Raw genomic sequence first — 15,757 nt, forward strand, 5'->3', positions numbered from 1 at the left:
TTGCAGCTTTATGAAAGGAAACAGTCTGTGAACTTGACACTGATGGTTCTAGAGATCGTAGCCCCTGTTTTCCTATTAGCTGCCGTTGGGTTTGGTTGGGTAAAGCTAGGGTTTGAATACCGGATCAACTTCGTCACTCAGTTGGCCACAATGCTTGCTGTTCCTTGCCTCATCTTCACATCCTTGATGCAAACGAAAATCGATCCCGCTGCGCTCACGGCGCTTTCGCTGGCCTCAATCGCCGCTTATTTTGCGGTTTCTTTGGCTGCTGCCGCTTTGGTTTGGGGGGCCGGCCTCAATCGGCGCACCTACCTTGCGCCTATGATTTTTGGCAATACCGGCAACCTTGGCCTCCCCCTCGCGATGTTCGCCTTTGGAGCGGAAGGGCTAAGCTATGCGGTGGTTGTGTTTGCGATCATGGCCGTCTGGTCGTTCACTTTTGGCATATGGCTGGTCGCTGGCGCAGGCAGCTTGGGAAAGGTGCTGCGGGAACCTTTGGTTTGGGCGACGTTGTTGGGTGGATTGTTTTTGTGGCGAGGATGGGAAACCCCCGCCTTCCTCACCAACACATTGGAACTCATTGGGCAAATGGCCATTCCGATGATGTTGATCACATTAGGCGTCGCTGTTGCACGCCTATCTCCCAAAGGGGTTGGGCGCGCGGTTATTCTATCTGTCTTAAAGCTGGCACTGTGTACTGGTATCGCATGGCTCTGTGCCTCTGTTTTTGGATTAGGGCATATCGCCTTTGGTGTGCTCGTTTTGCAAATCGCAACGCCCGTCGCCGTCACATCCTATATGCTGGCCGAGAAATATGGCGCCGATTCGCAGGCTGTTGCTGGGCTGGTCGTCGTTTCCACATTGATTTCAGTCGGCGCTTTACCGCTTCTTTTGGCGGTGTTGCTGTAGGATTTTGCTGTAAAGCAAGATTCCGTTAAGGTATGGTTGCTCAAAATATAAAAATAAAACTTGAGGCGATTGGTAATGAAAACACCCCTTCGCGCATTGATAGTCGTGCTACTGCTGGCAAGCTGTGGCGGTTCTTCCAGTTCCCCTCCGCGGAATCTGGATAACGCCTGTACGATTCTCAAACAGCGCCCCGAATATCGTAGAGCGTTCAAAGCTGTTGAGCGGAAATGGGGTGTCCCCGTTCACGTTCAGATGGCAACGATCCACCAAGAGAGCAAATTTGTCTCGGATGCGCGCACACCGTTTCGCTACGTCTTGGGCGTGATCCCCATGGGGCGCCAATCTAGCGCCTTTGGCTATAGTCAGGCGCTAGATGCAACATGGGACGAATACCGCAAGGCCGAAGGCCGCCTAGGTGCGCGCCGGAACAAAATCAAAGACGCGTCAGATTTCATGGGTTGGTATATGAACATCAGCCGTGACCGAAACGGGATCGCCCTAACGGATGCGCGCAACCAATACCTCGCCTATCACGAAGGGCACACCGGTTTCAGAAAAGCGACCTACAACCGCAAGCCTTGGTTGGTGGATGTTGCAGGCAAGGTCGAAGCGCGATCAGTCATGTATCAAGAGCAGCTTGCCAGCTGTAGATTGCGCTAATTTTGGCGAGGCACCCTTATTCGGTGCCTCCCCCCTCTGGTTTTCAAAGGATAATCCCATGCTTACTGCCGCGCGTACCCTTATCGGCGTTATTGCCGCGCTTCATTGTTACATCGCCTATTTCGAGATTTTCGCATGGGAAGAAAGAGGGCCGCGGGTCTTTTCCACATTCCCACCTGAACTGTTTTCCAAAACGATCGCGCTGGCGGCTAATCAGGGCACATACAACGCGTTCCTTGCCGCCGGTTTAATCTGGGCTTTGACGATCACCGACAGAATCTGGCAGCGCAAAATCGCTACGTGTTTTTTGATTTTTGTGATGGTTGCTGGCGTGGCTGGGGCAATCACGGTCTCGCCCCGTATCATGATGGTTCAAACATTGCCCGCCCTGATCGCAACCGTGTTGCTGTGGTGGTCAGCGGCGCGCCAGAAATAGCGCGCCACCCAAGGTTATCGGTTGGCGGAACCGGGGCTGCCAACATCAAACAACTTATTTGGCAGCGAGCCCCCTTTTTTCAGCTCGCCCAAAACAACAGTTGTCTGGCTACCGTTACCGTCATTGATAATCCATTGACGTAGTTCGGGGCTGGGCCCTGTGAACTTCATCTGAATATTGCCGTATTGCGGATTTTCCGGATCTTGTGCTGTGACCGTTGTGGCCGTGCCGTCATAGGCGTGGCCCGTGACCATTTTCGCTTGGTTCAGGTTCACGTTTCGCGCCAAAATGATAGACAAAGGCGTGCGGGACAACGGATAGCTTTCTGGCGGCTGGTTCGATTTTGTGTCGTAAATTACCACGGTGTTTGACCCTGCAATCACCAGCCCCGTATCAGGCGCATTGTATTCAAAACGAACCCGCCCCGGGCGCTTGATATAAATGGTTCCGGTTGAGATCGTGCCATCGGCGTTGATCTGCGTAAATTCACCTTGTGCGGTCGTCATCGCATTGAGGTAGCTGCTGATGTTGCTCAAAGGCAATTTATCCGCCATCGCCGTCGTTGCTGCTGCCGCAAATACCGCGCCTAGCGCAATCGTTTTCAGAAATCGCATGTTGTGTTCCTGTATTCTAAAATACTGCATTACAATCAACATAGGATGCTATGCATTGATATGCGATATCAACAGGCCCGTTTGCCGACAGGTTGACCAATTTCCCCATAAATCGGCAGTCACCCGCCAACCTGAAACAAAAAAGGCCTCCCTCTGAGCAGGGAGACCTTTTTCTACGAGGGCCAGAGGGGCGTTATCAGCCGTGCTCGGGCACAAGAATTTCACGCTTACCAACGTGGTTGGCCGGAGAGACGAGACCTTCGTCTTCCATCTGCTCGACCAATCGCGCGGCCTTGTTATAGCCGATCGCCAGTTTGCGCTGGATATATGAGGTCGAGCATTTGCGATCTTTGGTAACGATGTTTACCGCCGTATCGTACAAGGCGTCTTCACCATCAGTGTTGCCACCAGTGTTCAGACCAAGAACCGTATCGATGTCCGCTTCTTTGCCTTCCGCTGGCCCTTCGACCACGCCAGAAACATAATCAGGCTCGCCGAATTGCTTGAGGTGGTTGACGATCTCTTCAACCTCTTCATCGCTTACAAACGGGCCGTGGCAACGTACGATTTTCGAACCACCTGCCATGTACAACATGTCACCCATACCCAGCAGCTGTTCGGCGCCCATCTCACCCAAAATGGTGCGGCTGTCGATCTTGCTGGTAACTTGGAACGAAATCCGTGTGGGGAAGTTCGCTTTGATCGTACCGGTGATAACATCAACAGACGGACGCTGTGTTGCCATGATCAGGTGAATACCAGACGCACGCGCCATTTGTGCCAGACGCTGAATGCAGGCTTCGATTTCCTTACCTGCAACCATCATCAGGTCCGCCATTTCATCGACGATCACAACGATGTAGGGTAGCTTTTCCGGTGCGTTCTCTTCCGTCTCGAAAATCGGCTCGCCCGTGTCTTCGTCAAACCCAGTCTGAACCGTACGGCTAAACATCTCGCCTTTTTCCAAGGCTTCTTTCACGCGGCCATTATAACCCTCGATGTTGCGCACGCCCATCTTGGACATTTTGCGATAGCGGTCTTCCATCTCGCCAACAGTCCATTTCAACGCAACCAGCGCTTTTTTCGGGTCTGTCACAACGGGGGAAAGAAGATGTGGGATGCCGTCATAGACGCTGAGTTCCAGCATCTTGGGGTCGATCATAATCATGCGGCAATCTTCTGGGCTGAGCTTGTACAGCAAAGACAGGATCATCGTGTTAATCGCCACAGATTTACCGGAACCAGTCGTACCCGCAATCAACAGGTGAGGCATCTTGGCAAGGTTGGCCACAACGGGCTCGCCACCAATGTCTTTACCCAACGCGAGCGGTAGGTTCTGGTTCCCGTCGCCAAAATCACGGCTGCTAAGAATTTCGCGCAGCACAACTTTTTCACGGTTTTCATTCGGCAGTTCGATCCCGATGACCGAGCGCCCCGGCACGGTGGATACACGCGCAGACAGCGCTGCCATTGAGCGTGCGATATCATCGGCCAAACCGATCACACGGCTGGCTTTCAAACCAGGGGCTGGCTCTAATTCATACATGGTAACAACCGGACCAGGACGAACGGCGACGATCTCACCTTTTACGCCATAATCATCCAGAACAGTCTCCAGCATGCGGGCGTTTTCTTCCAATGCTTCATCGCTCAGGTGCAACCGCGGGCTATCTTCGGGCGATTCCAAAAGGCTTAGTGGCGGCAGTTCGAAACCCGGATGGCTGTCGTCGAAAGACAATGCGGGTTGCGCTTCGGCCTTGGCCTGTTTGCTTTGTGGCACAGGTTTACGCGTCATGGGCATGACAACACGCTTTGGCTCTGCCACAGGAATTTGAGGGGCCGCCACGGGCGCTGCTACCGGAGCAGGTGTCGGTTCAACAGGAAGAGCCTCTTCGACGACCGCAGGTTCAACAAAGATGTTCACTTCATCCGCTTCAAAGCTTTCTGTAACCGCATCATAGCTCTCACTGGGTGCGGCATCGGCATAAACTGGGGCAGCAGGCGCCGTTGGGATCGCACGCGCGGTCAACGGAGGCTCGGCTGGCATAGGCGCAGGAGCAGCACGCGCAGTTAGCGGTGGTTCAGCGCGTGAGGTGTTCAACAAAAGCGGGTCAGGACCACGGCCGCGGCCACGGGTCAAAGGCGCCGTTGCAGGAACATGAACAGCGTTCGTTGTCCGAACTCTGTTTTTGATAACGTCTGAAATCTTTGATTTGATCCGTTCGTCATCAGGCGCTTCTTCCAAAACGACATCGTTTTGCGGCTCTACCAATTCCGGTTCTGGCATAACGTCAGGCCGTTTGATCAGGCCAGGCATGCGGGCAAGCAAACCGGTTTTGGCTTCCTGCGTCATTTCTGGTTGGGTTTCGTATTCCATGACATCTTCGACAACCGGCTCAGGCGCCCGTTTGCTGGAAATAATCATTGGTGCGCGGGCAGCGACAGGTGCAGTCGCTTGAACCTGTGCCTCGGCTTGGGCTTGCTCGGCAGCATAGGCTGCAGCCTGTTCATATTCGGCACGACGCTGTTCGCGACGTTCGGCTTGTTTAACCTGAAGGCCCTGTGCAGCGCCCACCGCACCAGCAGCGCTGCGGCCCAGAATATTCATCAATGTTGCGTAAACCATAATGGTTCCGACCAGCAAAAAGCGGCCAAAACGGGAAAGTTCCGCACGGGTGAAACCCAAAACAAAAGCGCCAAACACGAGGATACCCGCCCCCATAAGAAGGGACATCAATTTGATCGCAAAGGTCGACCCAATCGGCAAAATCGTCAGGATTACACCCATGATCGTGTCACCAAACAGGCCACCCAAACCAAAATTATGCGTTTGCACCCACTCGGCGCCCGGTGTCAGGGTTGCCGCATAGATAGACCCAAATGCCAAAGCGATCGGAGCAAAAATCACACGCCCCATGGCGCGTTCTTGGCCGCGGTGGAATGCAAAACGAAGCCCCCAAACCAGCAAAACCAAAGCAAGGCCCCATGCCCCCCAACCAACAATCATAAACAGCGGCGCGGCAAGAGAAGCGCCCATGCGCCCCAGCCAGTTTTGCGCTGGTGCATCCGTGGCAAGCATCCAGTTTGGATCATCTGGCGTATAGCTGCCGATCATCATTGCAGCCATGACACCCAGCACCACCAAACCGATGCCCAGCAATTCCTTGCCACGTTTTTCAATCGCTTCAGCTGTTGTGCTGTCTAGTAGTGGCTCGCGCCCGCGTGTTTGAAATGCCATAACTCGTCCCTCTTAAACCGCATAAAGACAGTCACGGATGGCTTGCAGCCCCCGCTCTGTCTCTTCTTTTGGGGCCACGAGGGCCGCTCTTATATATTTCTTGCCGGGGTTTTCGACGCCCGGAACGTCTTGCGCTAGGTAGCCGCCGGGCAAAACCTTTACGCCTGTTTCGCGCCACAGCTTTACGGCTGCTTCTTCATCATCTTCGACAGGAAGCCACAAAAAGAAACCTGCCTCAGGGCTTACATAGCCCGGAACATTTCCAAAGATGCGATCTGCGATGTCGAATTTTTCCGCGTATAGTGCGCGGTTCTCTACAACGTGATCTTCGTCGTTCCAGACCGCTGCCGCAGCCTCCTGAAGTGGAAGCGGCAGAGGCGCACCAGAATAATTGCGCAGCTGCTTGATCTCGCTGATCGACTTGGCCCCTGAAGCCACAAACCCCGATCTGAGACCAGGAAGATTGGATCGTTTGCTGAGGCTGTGGAAAATCGCAACACGGTTCAGATCAACGCCCATTTCATACGCGACCTGCAAGGCACCCACTGGCGGCTCGTTCCGATAAACCTCTGAATAGCACTCATCCGCGAAAATCAGGAAATCGTGCTGTTCAGCCAGACGAATTAGGTTTTCCCAATAGCTGCGCGTTGCAACTGCGCCTTGAGGGTTTGCAGGAGAGCAAACATAAACCGCAACAGTGCGATCCAACGTGGCCGCATCAACCGCATGGAAATCAGGCAAATGCCCCGTCTCGACGGTGGCGTTCACCATCACAGGGTCACACGCGCCAGAAATCGCCCCGATCATATAGACCTGATAAAACGGGTTCGGCATCAGGATCGCAGGCTTTTGGCCATTCTTGGTTTCAGGGCACAGCGCGATCACCGCGTTATACAAACCCTCACGCGTACCGTTCAGCGCCATAACCTGCGTTTCGGCATCTACCGGAACGCCGTAGCGGCGATTAACCCAGCCAGCGATTGCCGCCTTTAGGGTCGGACTGCCGTCGTTTGGTGGATAGCGGTTAAACCCCGCCGCATTCTCGACGATCACGTCGGTTACCCAAGCCGGAAACACATGTTTCGGCTCGCCTATGGTCATCTGGATCAGCGGACCCCCCCCCTCGTGCACGTCTAAAAGAGCACGCAAACGGGGCCACGCATGAGCAGGAAGGTTCGAAAACCGCTCAGGAAAATTCATCAAAACTGCCTCGGATCGGGATCGTTATCGCCCCGTTTGTCCCAAGGTAGCTTAATTCGCCGCCTGTCGTCTAGGAAAAATCCGATGGAAATGCGCCGCTTGTGGCATTTTCGCCGTTAACGAAGTGCCGCCGCAGCTGCCTCGCCCAAACGCAGTACCGCACTGTCCTGATCAGGTGCGGCAAGGATCATTAAACCACAGCTAGGCGTGTCTGTTGGTAGGCTTAAACTGCACAGACCCAGCAGATTTCCCAGCCGCGTATTGCGCAACGCCAGCAGGTTTTCCGTCACATAATATTCAGGGTCTGAATTCAGCCGCTCCAAATTCGGTGGCAGGATCGGTGCCGTTGGGGCCAGTACCGCGTCATAGCGGGCCGTTGCCTGATCATAAGCCACCCGCGCCGCCTCCAGCTTGGCCCATGCAGCCACATAATCAGGGCCCGAATATTCCGTTCCCAATCGGAAACGGCGCAAGATTTCCGAATACATTTTTTCAGGAGCCGCTTCGATAACGTCACGCCACAGGCCATAGGCCTCGGATGTCATGAGCTGGCCCGAAACATCCAAAGCCTGCTGCGCCGCGGGCACCTTGATGGTTTCGATGACCGCTCCGGCTTCTTTTAGCTTTTCGACGGCCCGCAAGAATGCCCCTTTTGGCGCGTCCCGCTGGTCTTCCATCATGACCGTTTCCATAATGGCAAAGCGGCGCCCTTCTAGTGACGCGCCACGCAAATCTGGCGCTTTACTACCTTCCATCGCAGCGGTCAGCAGCGCCGCATCTTCGACCGAGCGACACAAAGGGCCAACCGTGTCGAATTTTAGCGCCAACGGAACAACCCCTTCAAGGCTAAGCCGCCCATGCGTTGTTTTGAGCCCAACCAGATCATTCCATGCAGCGGGAATGCGAACGGATCCCCCCGTGTCTGATCCAATGCTGGCCGCAGCCAATCCAAAGGCAACCGACGCCGCTGATCCAGATGATGACCCCCCTGGCACCGCATCAGCGTCATTCACACAGGGTGGTGTATTTGTTGACGGGTTATAGCCCAGACCAGAAAAGGCCAATTCGCTCATGTGAACCTTACCCAAGCAGACCAAACCGGCAGCGGTAGCGTTCTGCAACACCAGCGCGTCATGTTCTGGCACGCGCCCCTCTAACAGCTTGGTGCCTGCTTCGGTAACAATCCCCGCCGTATCGTACAGGTCTTTCCAGCTGATCGGCACGCCATCCAGCAAAGACAATCGGTGACCAGACTGCGCGCGGGCCGCTGCAGCCTTTGCCTCGGCGCGGGCACGATCTGCCGTAACACGCGCATAAATTTTGTCCCGCAGCGGGTGGGCATCGATTGCCGACAGATAAGTCTCACACAGGGCGACCGGATCAATTTCACCCGCGCCTATTCCCCGCCCCAGATCTGCCGCCGTCATTTCCAACCAAACTTGCATGTGCTCACCTTTGAAAATCATTTTGTGTGACGGTAGCGGCGCTTAGGCGCATGGACAATCCCCCGCTAGCCACCATATTTAGCGGTATGAGTTTTGATACAGATATCGTGATCGTCGGAGGGGGGCTTAGCGGCCCTACCCTTGCCCTTGCTTTGGCTGCCAGCGGCCTGAACGTTACCGTGATTGACGCCCAAAAGGCGCAACTACGCACCGCTGACGATTTTGATGGGCGTTCATATGCTTTGGCGCTCACCTCGGTTCGGCTTCTCGAAGGGATCGGCCTTTGGCAGGCTGTCGCTGAGCATGCGCAGCCCATGTTAGAGATCAAAGTCACCGACGGGCGCGCAGGCGAGGGGCCGTCGCCTTTCTTCATGCATTTTGACCACGCCGAAATCGAAGAAGGCCCGATGGGCCATATGATCGAAGACCGCTACCTGCGCCGCGCCTTGATGGAGGCGATGGCCAACGATGACCGCGTGCAGGTGATGAACGGTGAAACGGTTGTGGGTCAAACACCAGATACAACGGGCGTGACGCTGACCCTCGCGTCAGGCAAACAAATCCGTGCGCGTCTATGTGTTGCGGCGGATGGTCGATCATCAGGCACCGCCGCCCGCGCGGGTATCAAAAGGACGGGTTGGGGATATGGCCAAACCGCACTGGTTTGCGCGGTTAATCACGAGCTGCCTCACGATGGGATTGCGCATCAGTTCTTTATGCCCCCCGGACCTTTGGCGATCTTACCCCTTACTGGAAACCGCAGTTCGATCGTTTGGTCGGAAACAACCGATAACGCGGCGCGGATACACGGCCTGCCCGATGCAGAATACCTAGATGTTCTGCGCCCCCGCTTTGGCGATTTCTTGGGCGATATTTCCCTTGCCGGAGCACGCTATACCTACCCGCTCAGCCTGTCTTTGACTCATGACATGATATCAGACCGGATTGCCCTGTTGGGCGATAGCGCCCATGGCGTGCACCCGATTGCGGGACAAGGTCTGAACGCTGGTTTCCGCGATATCGCGGCCCTATGCGAAGTCATCGTAGACGCGCAACGGCGCGGTGAAGACTTTGGCGCAAGCGTCGCCTTGGGGCGGTACCAAGAATGGCGGCGTTTTGACAACGTATCCCTCGCCCTTGCGACAGATAGCTTTAACCGCATGTTTTCAAATGATAATGCGTTTATTCGGCTTGCCCGTGATATCGGCATGGGAGTTATCAACTCGCTCCCCGGTTTGCGCCGCACCTTCATTCGCGAGGCCGCTGGCCTGAACGGAGACCTGCCACGTTTGATGCGCGGCCTCCCGTTATAAACGCTGACTGATCAATCTAGGACCCGCGCCTCATCGATCAGCATAACGGGGATGCCATTGCGGATCGGATAGGCAAGCCCTGCGGATTTTGACACCAGCTCCTGCGCTTCGGCGTCATATCTAAGGGTTTCATGGCTGCGAGGGCAAATCAGCGCCTCCAGCATCCGGCGATCAAATTCAATAACTGTTTCTATCATTGCAACAACTCTCCGTCTGATCCGCCGCGCAGGGCAAATTCTATCAAAGTGACAAGCGTTTCACGCCGCGTGCTGAGCGAAGGCGCCTCAAGCAACGCTTGTTTATCCTCTTCGTCGAAATCCAACATCATCGACAACGAATTGATCAGCAGCTCATCTTCAGCGTCTTTCAGTGTTTCCCAATCCGCAGAAAGGCCGCGTTCGTCAAAATAGCGCGACAAAGCCTCAAGGAAATTTGCCCGATCAAAAGCATCGTCAACTTCCGCACCTTCCAGATCAAGGTCGAAACCCTCCCAAGACACATCGCAGCGACGGTAGGGGGCAAAACTCTCTACCTCTTTTAACACGCGGAACCGTGAGACACCTGTAAGGGTGATCATATAGCGGCCGTCTTCGGTTTCTGAAAACTGGCTGATCCGACCGACGCAGCCGATTGTTTGCAACCCCGGCCCGTCACGCCCTGGAACCACATTGGGCTGAACCATGCCGATCAACCGTGTCCCTGTCTTCAACGCATCTTCAACCATCTGAAGATAGCGGGGTTCAAAGATGTTTAATGGAAGACGAGAGCGCGGCAATAGCAGCGCCCCCTCTAGCGGGAAAATCGATAGCGTGTCTGGTAGATCAGCAGCATTGGTCATTGATGGCAGGTCGTTCTCCGAAGGGTTAAGCGAAGATCATCGAGCTGAGCTTGCGCCGCCCGTTGAGCGCGACAGGGTCATTTGGTTTTAGCGCGTCAAAGATGGTGAAAAGCTGGGCCTTAGCCGCGCCATCATTCCATTCGCGGTCCCGTTTGAACAGCTCTAACAATTGCTCGACACCCGCCTCTGCATCGCCATTCGCATATAGCGCCTGAGCCAGATCAAATCGGGCTTGGTGGTCATCTGGGTTCGCCTCAACAGCGGCTGTCAATTCAGCGACCGGCCCCGCGTCTGCAGCTTGGCGGGCAAGTTCAAGCTGCGCGTGGGCTGCTTCGAGTTCGGGTGTTGTGGAAATTTCGATCGGCGCACCGTTCAGCAGCCCCTCTGCCTGATCCAGATCACCCAAAGCGATATGCGCGCGCACCGCGCCACCGTAGGCAGCAGCGTGCTGTGGGTCTTCGCCCAAGATCGCCGCAAAAGTCTGCGCCGCATCTTCGGCCTGCCCCTCGGCCAACATTTCTTCGGCGGCCTCGACAGCGTCATTCAGCGTATCCGTAGCGGATTCGCCGCCAGATGCCTTGATCACGCGATCAATAAATTCAACCATTTCCGACTGGGGAACAGCGCCCTGAAAGCCATCAATCGGCTGGCCTTGCCAAAAGGCATAGACGGTCGGGATAGATTGAATTTGCAGCTGACCCGCGATCATCTGCGCTTCATCTACGTTGACCTTCACCATCTTCACCGCGCCTTTGGCTGCGGTGACCGCCGCCTCAAGCTGAGGCCCAAGGGTTTTGCATGGGCCGCACCAAGGCGCCCAGAAATCCACGATGATCGGGGTCGTCTGGGACGCCTCGACAACATCGGCCATGAAATTGGCTTCGGTTGTGTCCTTGATCAAGTCATCGGCTGGGGCAGCTGCGGAAAGGTTGAGATCCATCATGTCATCGGTCCTAATGTGCGGTTCTTAAACAGTTGAGACACATATGTGACCTCAACGCTTGGTTTCAAAGAGGCTTAGCCTCAAACATCAAAAGTTGCAAAAACTGGCGCGTGGTCGGATGGTTTTTCCCAACCCCGTGCTGGGCGCAAAACACGGCTGCTGTGGGCGGATGTGGAAATATCCGGCGTGGACCACACATGATCCAATCTGCGACCTTTGTCAGCGGCATCCCAATCTTTGGCGCGGTAGCTCCACCAGCTGTAAAGAAGCCCATCCGGAATGTCCTGACGCGTGATATCAATCCATTTACCTGCGTCTTGTGTTTGGGCCAGCGCCTCAACCTCAACAGGGGTGTGGCTCACAACTTTGAGCAGCTTTTTATGATCCCAGACATCATCCTCGCGGGGGGCAATGTTCAGATCGCCCACAAGGATGGATTTCTTTGGCGATTCCGCGTGGAAAAAATCGCGCATCTCGGCGAGGTAATCCATCTTCTGGCCGAACTTTTCATTCACCTCCCGATCCGCAACATCGCCCCCTGCTGGGACGTAGAAATTGTGAACCGTCACGCCATTCGGCAGCTTTGCCGCAACATGGCGCGCATGGCCTAGTTGAGCAAAATCATGTGCGCCCGCTGGCTCAAGCGGCAGCTTGGACAGGATCGCAACGCCATTATAGCCCTTTTGCCCTTCGGCAACCATATGGCTGTATCCCAGCGCGCTAAAAGCCTCCATCGGGATCTTATCAACAGGGCTTTTGCATTCTTGCAGGCACAGAACATCCGGCCCTTCTTCCTCCAATAGTTTGCACACAATGGGTTCGCGCAAACGAACTGAATTGATGTTCCAAGTGGCAAGGGTAAAGGACATGCGCCGCGCTCCTGAGTTGACTTGCGCCACCCTAACCCGACCAGCCAACAGCAACCACAAGAAACACAACAAAAAAGACCGGGCACAATGGCCCGGCCAAGTCCAACAGGGAGTTAGAGTGGAAATTGACCCGTCCACTCTTCTTCGGGCTCAAACCGACAGGAAACTCATGAAAAAAACCTGTCCGGAATTCTATAGAAAGCTTAGACCATCAAGCGATAGCCGCCGGATTCAGTAATCAGCAACCGCGCGTTGGATGGGTCGGGTTCGATTTTCTGGCGCAAGCGGTAAATATGCGTTTCCAGCGTGTGCGTGGTTACTCCGGCGTTATAGCCCCACACCTCATGCAGCAGCACATCCCGCGCAACGACCCCTTCGGATGAGCGGTGCAGGAATTTGAGGATGTTTGTTTCTTTCTCGGTGAGGCGAACCTTGGTTTCATCTTCGCGGATCAACATCTTCATGGATGGTTTGAAGGTATACGGCCCAAGCTGGAAAATCGCGTCTTCGGATTGTTCATGCGTACGAAGCTGGCTGCGAATGCGCGCCAAAAGAACAGGGAATTTGAACGGCTTGGAAACATAATCATTTGCGCCAGCATCCAGACCCAAAATTGTGTCGGCATCGCCATCATGGCCCGTCAGCATCATGATCGGGCTTTTGATACCTTGCTTGCGCAGCAGGCGGCACAGCTCACGGCCATCTGTGTCTGGCAGGCCCACATCGAGGATCAGCAAATCATAGATCATTTCCTTGGCGCGGGTCATTGCCTCGGCACCATTTGCGGCCTCAAAGACATCAAAGTCTTCGGTCATGATCAACTGCTCACTTAACGCTTCGCGCAGGTCGTCGTCGTCATCTACAAGCAATATCTTTTTGAGCTGGGCCATCGTGCTTCTCCATTCCGTTGAGTCAAAGATATGGATGTGTAGCCATACAACAAGGGGGTGAAGTATTTCCTCACATCGCTGTGTCGCAATGCGGTCAAATGTTTCAATTCCCGCCCTCATGACCTAAATATCAGTCAACAGACCTGATGAGTTGTAACATTCGCCATGCCTTTCGCCCCAGATGTCACCGAAACACTGGCCCGTTCACGGGCTGATTTGCGTATGGGCGTGCCGATTGTATTAGGTACCATGTTGGTCTTTGCCGCTGAAACGCTGACACCTCAGCGGCTTGCCGATGCGTTGTCGCTGGAAGGCGATCCTGTGTTGGCGATCACCGCACGGCGCGCTGAGACGCTAAAGGCACGTGCCTATGATGGTGATCTCGCGCGGCTGCGCCTACCGCAGGACGCTTCGCTTTCTTGGATTCAAAGCATCGCTGACCCCGCGGATGATCTTCGCGCGCCCCTAAAAGGGCCTCTGATCGCGGAACGCGAAGGGGATGCATCGACCCATAGAACAGCATTGAACGTTGTAAAATCAGCGCGGCTATTGCCCGCTGCTGTGATTTTGGAACTGGCAAATCCAGCTGAATTTGCCGCGACCCATTCACTGACCCACGTCGATAGCGCTGCTGCTGCCGTGTTGCTGCAAGCAAATAGCCCCCTACATTCGACCGTTCACGCCCGCCTGCCCATCGAGGTTTCCGAAAAAGGGCGGCTTCATATCTTTCGTCCCGAAAACGGGGGCGAAGAGCATTACGCGATCGAGATCGGCCGCCCAGATCGTCAGGCTCCTGTTTTGTGCCGCCTCCATTCCGCCTGCTTTACCGGTGATGTTATGGGCAGCATGAAATGTGATTGCGGCCCGCAGCTCCACGCGGCGCTTGCCCAAATGGGCAAAGAAGGCCACGGCGTCTTGTTGTACCTTAACCAAGAGGGGCGCGGCATTGGGCTTGCAAACAAAATGCGGGCCTATTCGCTGCAAGATCAGGGGTTTGACACAGTCGAGGCGAACCACAGATTGGGGTTTGAAGACGACGAACGCGATTTCCGCCTTGGGGCTGACATTTTGAAAAAGATGGGTTTTTCCGCTGTGAACCTGCTGACGAATAACCCCCGCAAGGTTGATATGATGGAGCAATCTGGCGTTCACGTCGCGCAACGTGTTCCGCTAGTGGTTGGCGAGAATCGCTTCAACACAGACTACCTCGCGACCAAAGCCGCCAAATCGGGGCACTTTTTGTGACGCCCTATGATCTGGTCCTTACCCCCAAGGGTGTGCGATTTCAGGGGAAAATCTGGCCCTGCACCATCGGCAAAGGGGGCATAAAAACAGACAAACGCGAAGGTGATGGCGCGACCCCGCGTGGGGTACACCGCATTGTCGGGATGCTCTACCGTGCGGATCGGATCGCAAAGCCAACAGCCTGGGCTATCCCGATTGGGCCACGGGACCTGTGGTCAGACGCGAGTGAAGATATACACTACAACAGCTTGGTGCGTGCGCCTTATGGCCCTAGCCATGAAAAACTGCGCCGCGCCGACCCGTTGTACGATCTTGTTCTGCTCACTGATTGGAACTGGCCCAATGCCACCAGCGGGAAAGGATCTGCGATCTTTATCCACCAATACCGCAGACCAGGATACCCCACCGAAGGCTGTGTGGCATTTTCGAGAGCAGATTTACACGAAATCGCGCGCCGAATTTCCCCACACAGCCGACTGATCGTTCCTTAACCGACCACTCGATCGCCAAAGATTGCCGAACCCACGCGAACATGAGTCGCGCCCAAGGCGATCGCTTTTTCGAAATCACTGCTCATCCCCATTGATAGACCCTGCAAACCATTGCGTTTCGCAATTTTAGCAAGCAGCGCAAAGTGAAGCGCGGCTTCTTCCTCAACAGGGGGGATGCACATCAGGCCCTTTACCGGCAGATCCAGCGCCAGACATTCGGCAATGAAACCATCCGCATCCATCGGCAAAACACCCGCCTTTTGCTCTTCCTCACCGGTATTCACCTGAATGAACAGATCAGGGCATTTACCGATTTCTTGTGCGATTCGTGCCATTGTGTTTGCCAGTTTGGGGCGGTCGAGCGTGTGAATGCTGTCAGCCAGCTCCATCGCTTGTCTGGTCTTGTTGGTTTGCAGGGGGCCGATGAGGTGGAGTTCGATGTTTTCGAAGCGTTCGCGAAAGGCAGGCCATTTGCCCGCTGCTTCCTGTACTTTGTTTTCACCAAAAACGCGGTGACCTTCTTCCAATACAGCCTCAACACGTCCGTTTGGTTGCACCTTACTAACAGCGATCAGTGAAACAGATCCCGCTTCGCGGCCTGCTTTGGCTTCGGCTTTTGTAATTTTTGAAGTGATGTCACGCAGTGTCATAGTTTGGCTCCTGTTC

The 15,757-nt window shown here is 54.9% G+C and carries 16 protein-coding genes; 6 read left to right on the plus strand and 10 right to left on the minus strand.

Translation table 11 applies throughout. From position 1 onward, the window contains the following. Positions 1 to 27 precede the first annotated feature (27 nt). The 3 genes from Z948_RS0106630 (at position 28) to Z948_RS0106640 (ending at position 2,005) form a co-directional block, all read left to right on the plus strand. Positions 28 to 909 carry an AEC family transporter gene (locus Z948_RS0106630; protein WP_025058780.1) on the plus strand — a complete coding sequence of 294 codons (882 nt, stop codon included), beginning with the start codon at positions 28 to 30 and terminating at the stop codon, positions 907 to 909. Positions 910 to 984: 75 nt separating this feature from the next. After that, positions 985 to 1,569, plus strand: a complete 585-nt coding sequence (locus tag Z948_RS0106635; RefSeq protein ID WP_025058781.1) for a transglycosylase SLT domain-containing protein — start codon at positions 985 to 987, stop codon at positions 1,567 to 1,569. Between the two features lie 58 nt (positions 1,570 to 1,627). Then, positions 1,628 to 2,005 carry a DUF1304 domain-containing protein gene (locus Z948_RS0106640; protein WP_025058782.1) on the plus strand — a complete coding sequence of 126 codons (378 nt, stop codon included), beginning with the start codon at positions 1,628 to 1,630 and terminating at the stop codon, positions 2,003 to 2,005. Positions 2,006 to 2,019: 14 nt separating this feature from the next. Here Z948_RS0106640 and Z948_RS0106645 read toward each other — a convergent pair whose 3' ends face one another. From Z948_RS0106645 to Z948_RS0106660, 4 genes are all read right to left on the minus strand, one after another. Further along, positions 2,020 to 2,619, minus strand: a complete 600-nt coding sequence (locus Z948_RS0106645) for a LolA family protein (protein WP_025058783.1) — start codon at positions 2,617 to 2,619, stop codon at positions 2,020 to 2,022. A 196-nt stretch (positions 2,620 to 2,815) separates the two neighbouring features. Next, positions 2,816 to 5,857 (minus strand): DNA translocase FtsK, encoded by a 3,042-nt coding sequence (locus Z948_RS0106650; protein ID WP_025058784.1) that lies wholly within the window; start codon positions 5,855 to 5,857, stop codon positions 2,816 to 2,818. Between the two features lie 12 nt (positions 5,858 to 5,869). After that, positions 5,870 to 7,057 (minus strand): aminotransferase class I/II-fold pyridoxal phosphate-dependent enzyme, encoded by a 1,188-nt coding sequence (locus Z948_RS0106655; protein ID WP_025058785.1) that lies wholly within the window; start codon positions 7,055 to 7,057, stop codon positions 5,870 to 5,872. 116 nt (positions 7,058 to 7,173) lie between these two features. Beyond that, positions 7,174 to 8,502 carry an amidase gene (locus Z948_RS0106660; RefSeq protein ID WP_025058786.1) on the minus strand — a complete coding sequence of 443 codons (1,329 nt, stop codon included), beginning with the start codon at positions 8,500 to 8,502 and terminating at the stop codon, positions 7,174 to 7,176. Positions 8,503 to 8,588: 86 nt separating this feature from the next. On the opposite strand from Z948_RS0106660, the gene Z948_RS0106665 reads away from it, so the two are divergent. Next, on the plus strand, positions 8,589 to 9,815 hold the full coding sequence (locus Z948_RS0106665) for an FAD-dependent monooxygenase (RefSeq protein WP_025058787.1): 1,227 nt from the start codon (positions 8,589 to 8,591) through the stop codon (positions 9,813 to 9,815). A gap of 11 nt (positions 9,816 to 9,826) precedes the next feature. On the opposite strand, the gene Z948_RS0106670 is transcribed toward Z948_RS0106665, so the two are convergent. The 5 genes from Z948_RS0106670 to Z948_RS0106695 all read right to left on the minus strand — a co-directional run bounded on the left by Z948_RS0106670 (position 9,827) and on the right by Z948_RS0106695 (position 13,355). Next, on the minus strand, positions 9,827 to 10,012 hold the full coding sequence (locus tag Z948_RS0106670) for a Trm112 family protein (RefSeq protein ID WP_025058788.1): 186 nt from the start codon (positions 10,010 to 10,012) through the stop codon (positions 9,827 to 9,829). Beyond that, a complete protein-coding gene (locus Z948_RS17900; protein WP_037951363.1) occupies positions 10,009 to 10,653 on the minus strand; it encodes an LON peptidase substrate-binding domain-containing protein in 645 nt (214 codons plus the stop codon). The genes Z948_RS0106670 and Z948_RS17900 overlap by 4 nt, the downstream gene beginning before the upstream one ends. A 25-nt stretch (positions 10,654 to 10,678) precedes the next feature. Continuing rightward, positions 10,679 to 11,596 carry a thioredoxin family protein gene (locus Z948_RS0106685; RefSeq protein WP_025058790.1) on the minus strand — a complete coding sequence of 306 codons (918 nt, stop codon included), beginning with the start codon at positions 11,594 to 11,596 and terminating at the stop codon, positions 10,679 to 10,681. A gap of 80 nt (positions 11,597 to 11,676) precedes the next feature. Further along, positions 11,677 to 12,465: an exodeoxyribonuclease III gene (locus Z948_RS0106690; RefSeq protein ID WP_025058791.1), complete on the minus strand. Its 789-nt coding sequence runs from the start codon at positions 12,463 to 12,465 to the stop codon at positions 11,677 to 11,679. A gap of 203 nt (positions 12,466 to 12,668) precedes the next feature. Next, complete coding sequence (locus Z948_RS0106695) at positions 12,669 to 13,355, minus strand: response regulator transcription factor (protein ID WP_025058792.1); 687 nt, start codon at positions 13,353 to 13,355, stop codon at positions 12,669 to 12,671. Between the two features lie 165 nt (positions 13,356 to 13,520). On the opposite strand from Z948_RS0106695, the gene ribA reads away from it, so the two are divergent. Together ribA and Z948_RS0106705 are read left to right on the plus strand one after the other, a co-directional pair. Further along, complete coding sequence (gene ribA / locus Z948_RS0106700) at positions 13,521 to 14,600, plus strand: GTP cyclohydrolase II (RefSeq protein ID WP_025058793.1); 1,080 nt, start codon at positions 13,521 to 13,523, stop codon at positions 14,598 to 14,600. Beyond that, positions 14,597 to 15,091: a L,D-transpeptidase family protein gene (locus Z948_RS0106705; RefSeq protein ID WP_025058794.1), complete on the plus strand. Its 495-nt coding sequence runs from the start codon at positions 14,597 to 14,599 to the stop codon at positions 15,089 to 15,091. Before ribA ends, Z948_RS0106705 begins: the two co-directional genes overlap by 4 nt. Here the strand turns inward: Z948_RS0106705 and Z948_RS0106710 are convergent. Continuing rightward, the gene (locus tag Z948_RS0106710; protein ID WP_025058795.1) at positions 15,088 to 15,741 is read right to left on the minus strand and encodes a YggS family pyridoxal phosphate-dependent enzyme; all 654 of its coding nucleotides are present in this window, start codon (positions 15,739 to 15,741) and stop codon (positions 15,088 to 15,090) included. The genes Z948_RS0106705 and Z948_RS0106710 overlap by 4 nt on opposite strands. Positions 15,742 to 15,757: the final 16 nt, after the last annotated feature.

Source organism: Sulfitobacter donghicola DSW-25 = KCTC 12864 = JCM 14565 (genome assembly GCF_000622405.1).
Classification (GTDB): Bacteria; Pseudomonadota; Alphaproteobacteria; order Rhodobacterales; family Rhodobacteraceae; genus Sulfitobacter; species Sulfitobacter donghicola.

Bases quoted from the DNA above. Each gene is read 5' to 3' on its own strand.
- Z948_RS0106710 (WP_025058795.1), bottom strand. From the start codon at position 15,741: ATGACACTGCGTGACATCACTTCAAAAATTACAAAAGCCGAAGCCAAA.
- Z948_RS0106685 (WP_025058790.1), bottom strand. From the start codon at position 11,596: ATGATGGATCTCAACCTTTCCGCAGCTGCCCCAGCCGATGACTTGATC.
- ribA (WP_025058793.1), top strand. From the start codon at position 13,521: ATGCCTTTCGCCCCAGATGTCACCGAAACACTGGCCCGTTCACGGGCT.
- Z948_RS0106645 (WP_025058783.1), bottom strand. From the start codon at position 2,619: ATGCGATTTCTGAAAACGATTGCGCTAGGCGCGGTATTTGCGGCAGCA.
- Z948_RS0106650 (WP_025058784.1), bottom strand. From the start codon at position 5,857: ATGGCATTTCAAACACGCGGGCGCGAGCCACTACTAGACAGCACAACA.
- Z948_RS0106665 (WP_025058787.1), top strand. From the start codon at position 8,589: ATGAGTTTTGATACAGATATCGTGATCGTCGGAGGGGGGCTTAGCGGC.
- Z948_RS0106670 (WP_025058788.1), bottom strand. From the start codon at position 10,012: ATGATAGAAACAGTTATTGAATTTGATCGCCGGATGCTGGAGGCGCTG.
- Z948_RS0106635 (WP_025058781.1), top strand. From the start codon at position 985: ATGAAAACACCCCTTCGCGCATTGATAGTCGTGCTACTGCTGGCAAGC.
- Z948_RS0106695 (WP_025058792.1), bottom strand. From the start codon at position 13,355: ATGGCCCAGCTCAAAAAGATATTGCTTGTAGATGACGACGACGACCTG.
- Z948_RS17900 (WP_037951363.1), bottom strand. From the start codon at position 10,653: ATGACCAATGCTGCTGATCTACCAGACACGCTATCGATTTTCCCGCTA.
- Z948_RS0106690 (WP_025058791.1), bottom strand. From the start codon at position 12,465: ATGTCCTTTACCCTTGCCACTTGGAACATCAATTCAGTTCGTTTGCGC.
- Z948_RS0106660 (WP_025058786.1), bottom strand. From the start codon at position 8,502: ATGCAAGTTTGGTTGGAAATGACGGCGGCAGATCTGGGGCGGGGAATA.
- Z948_RS0106655 (WP_025058785.1), bottom strand. From the start codon at position 7,057: ATGAATTTTCCTGAGCGGTTTTCGAACCTTCCTGCTCATGCGTGGCCC.
- Z948_RS0106640 (WP_025058782.1), top strand. From the start codon at position 1,628: ATGCTTACTGCCGCGCGTACCCTTATCGGCGTTATTGCCGCGCTTCAT.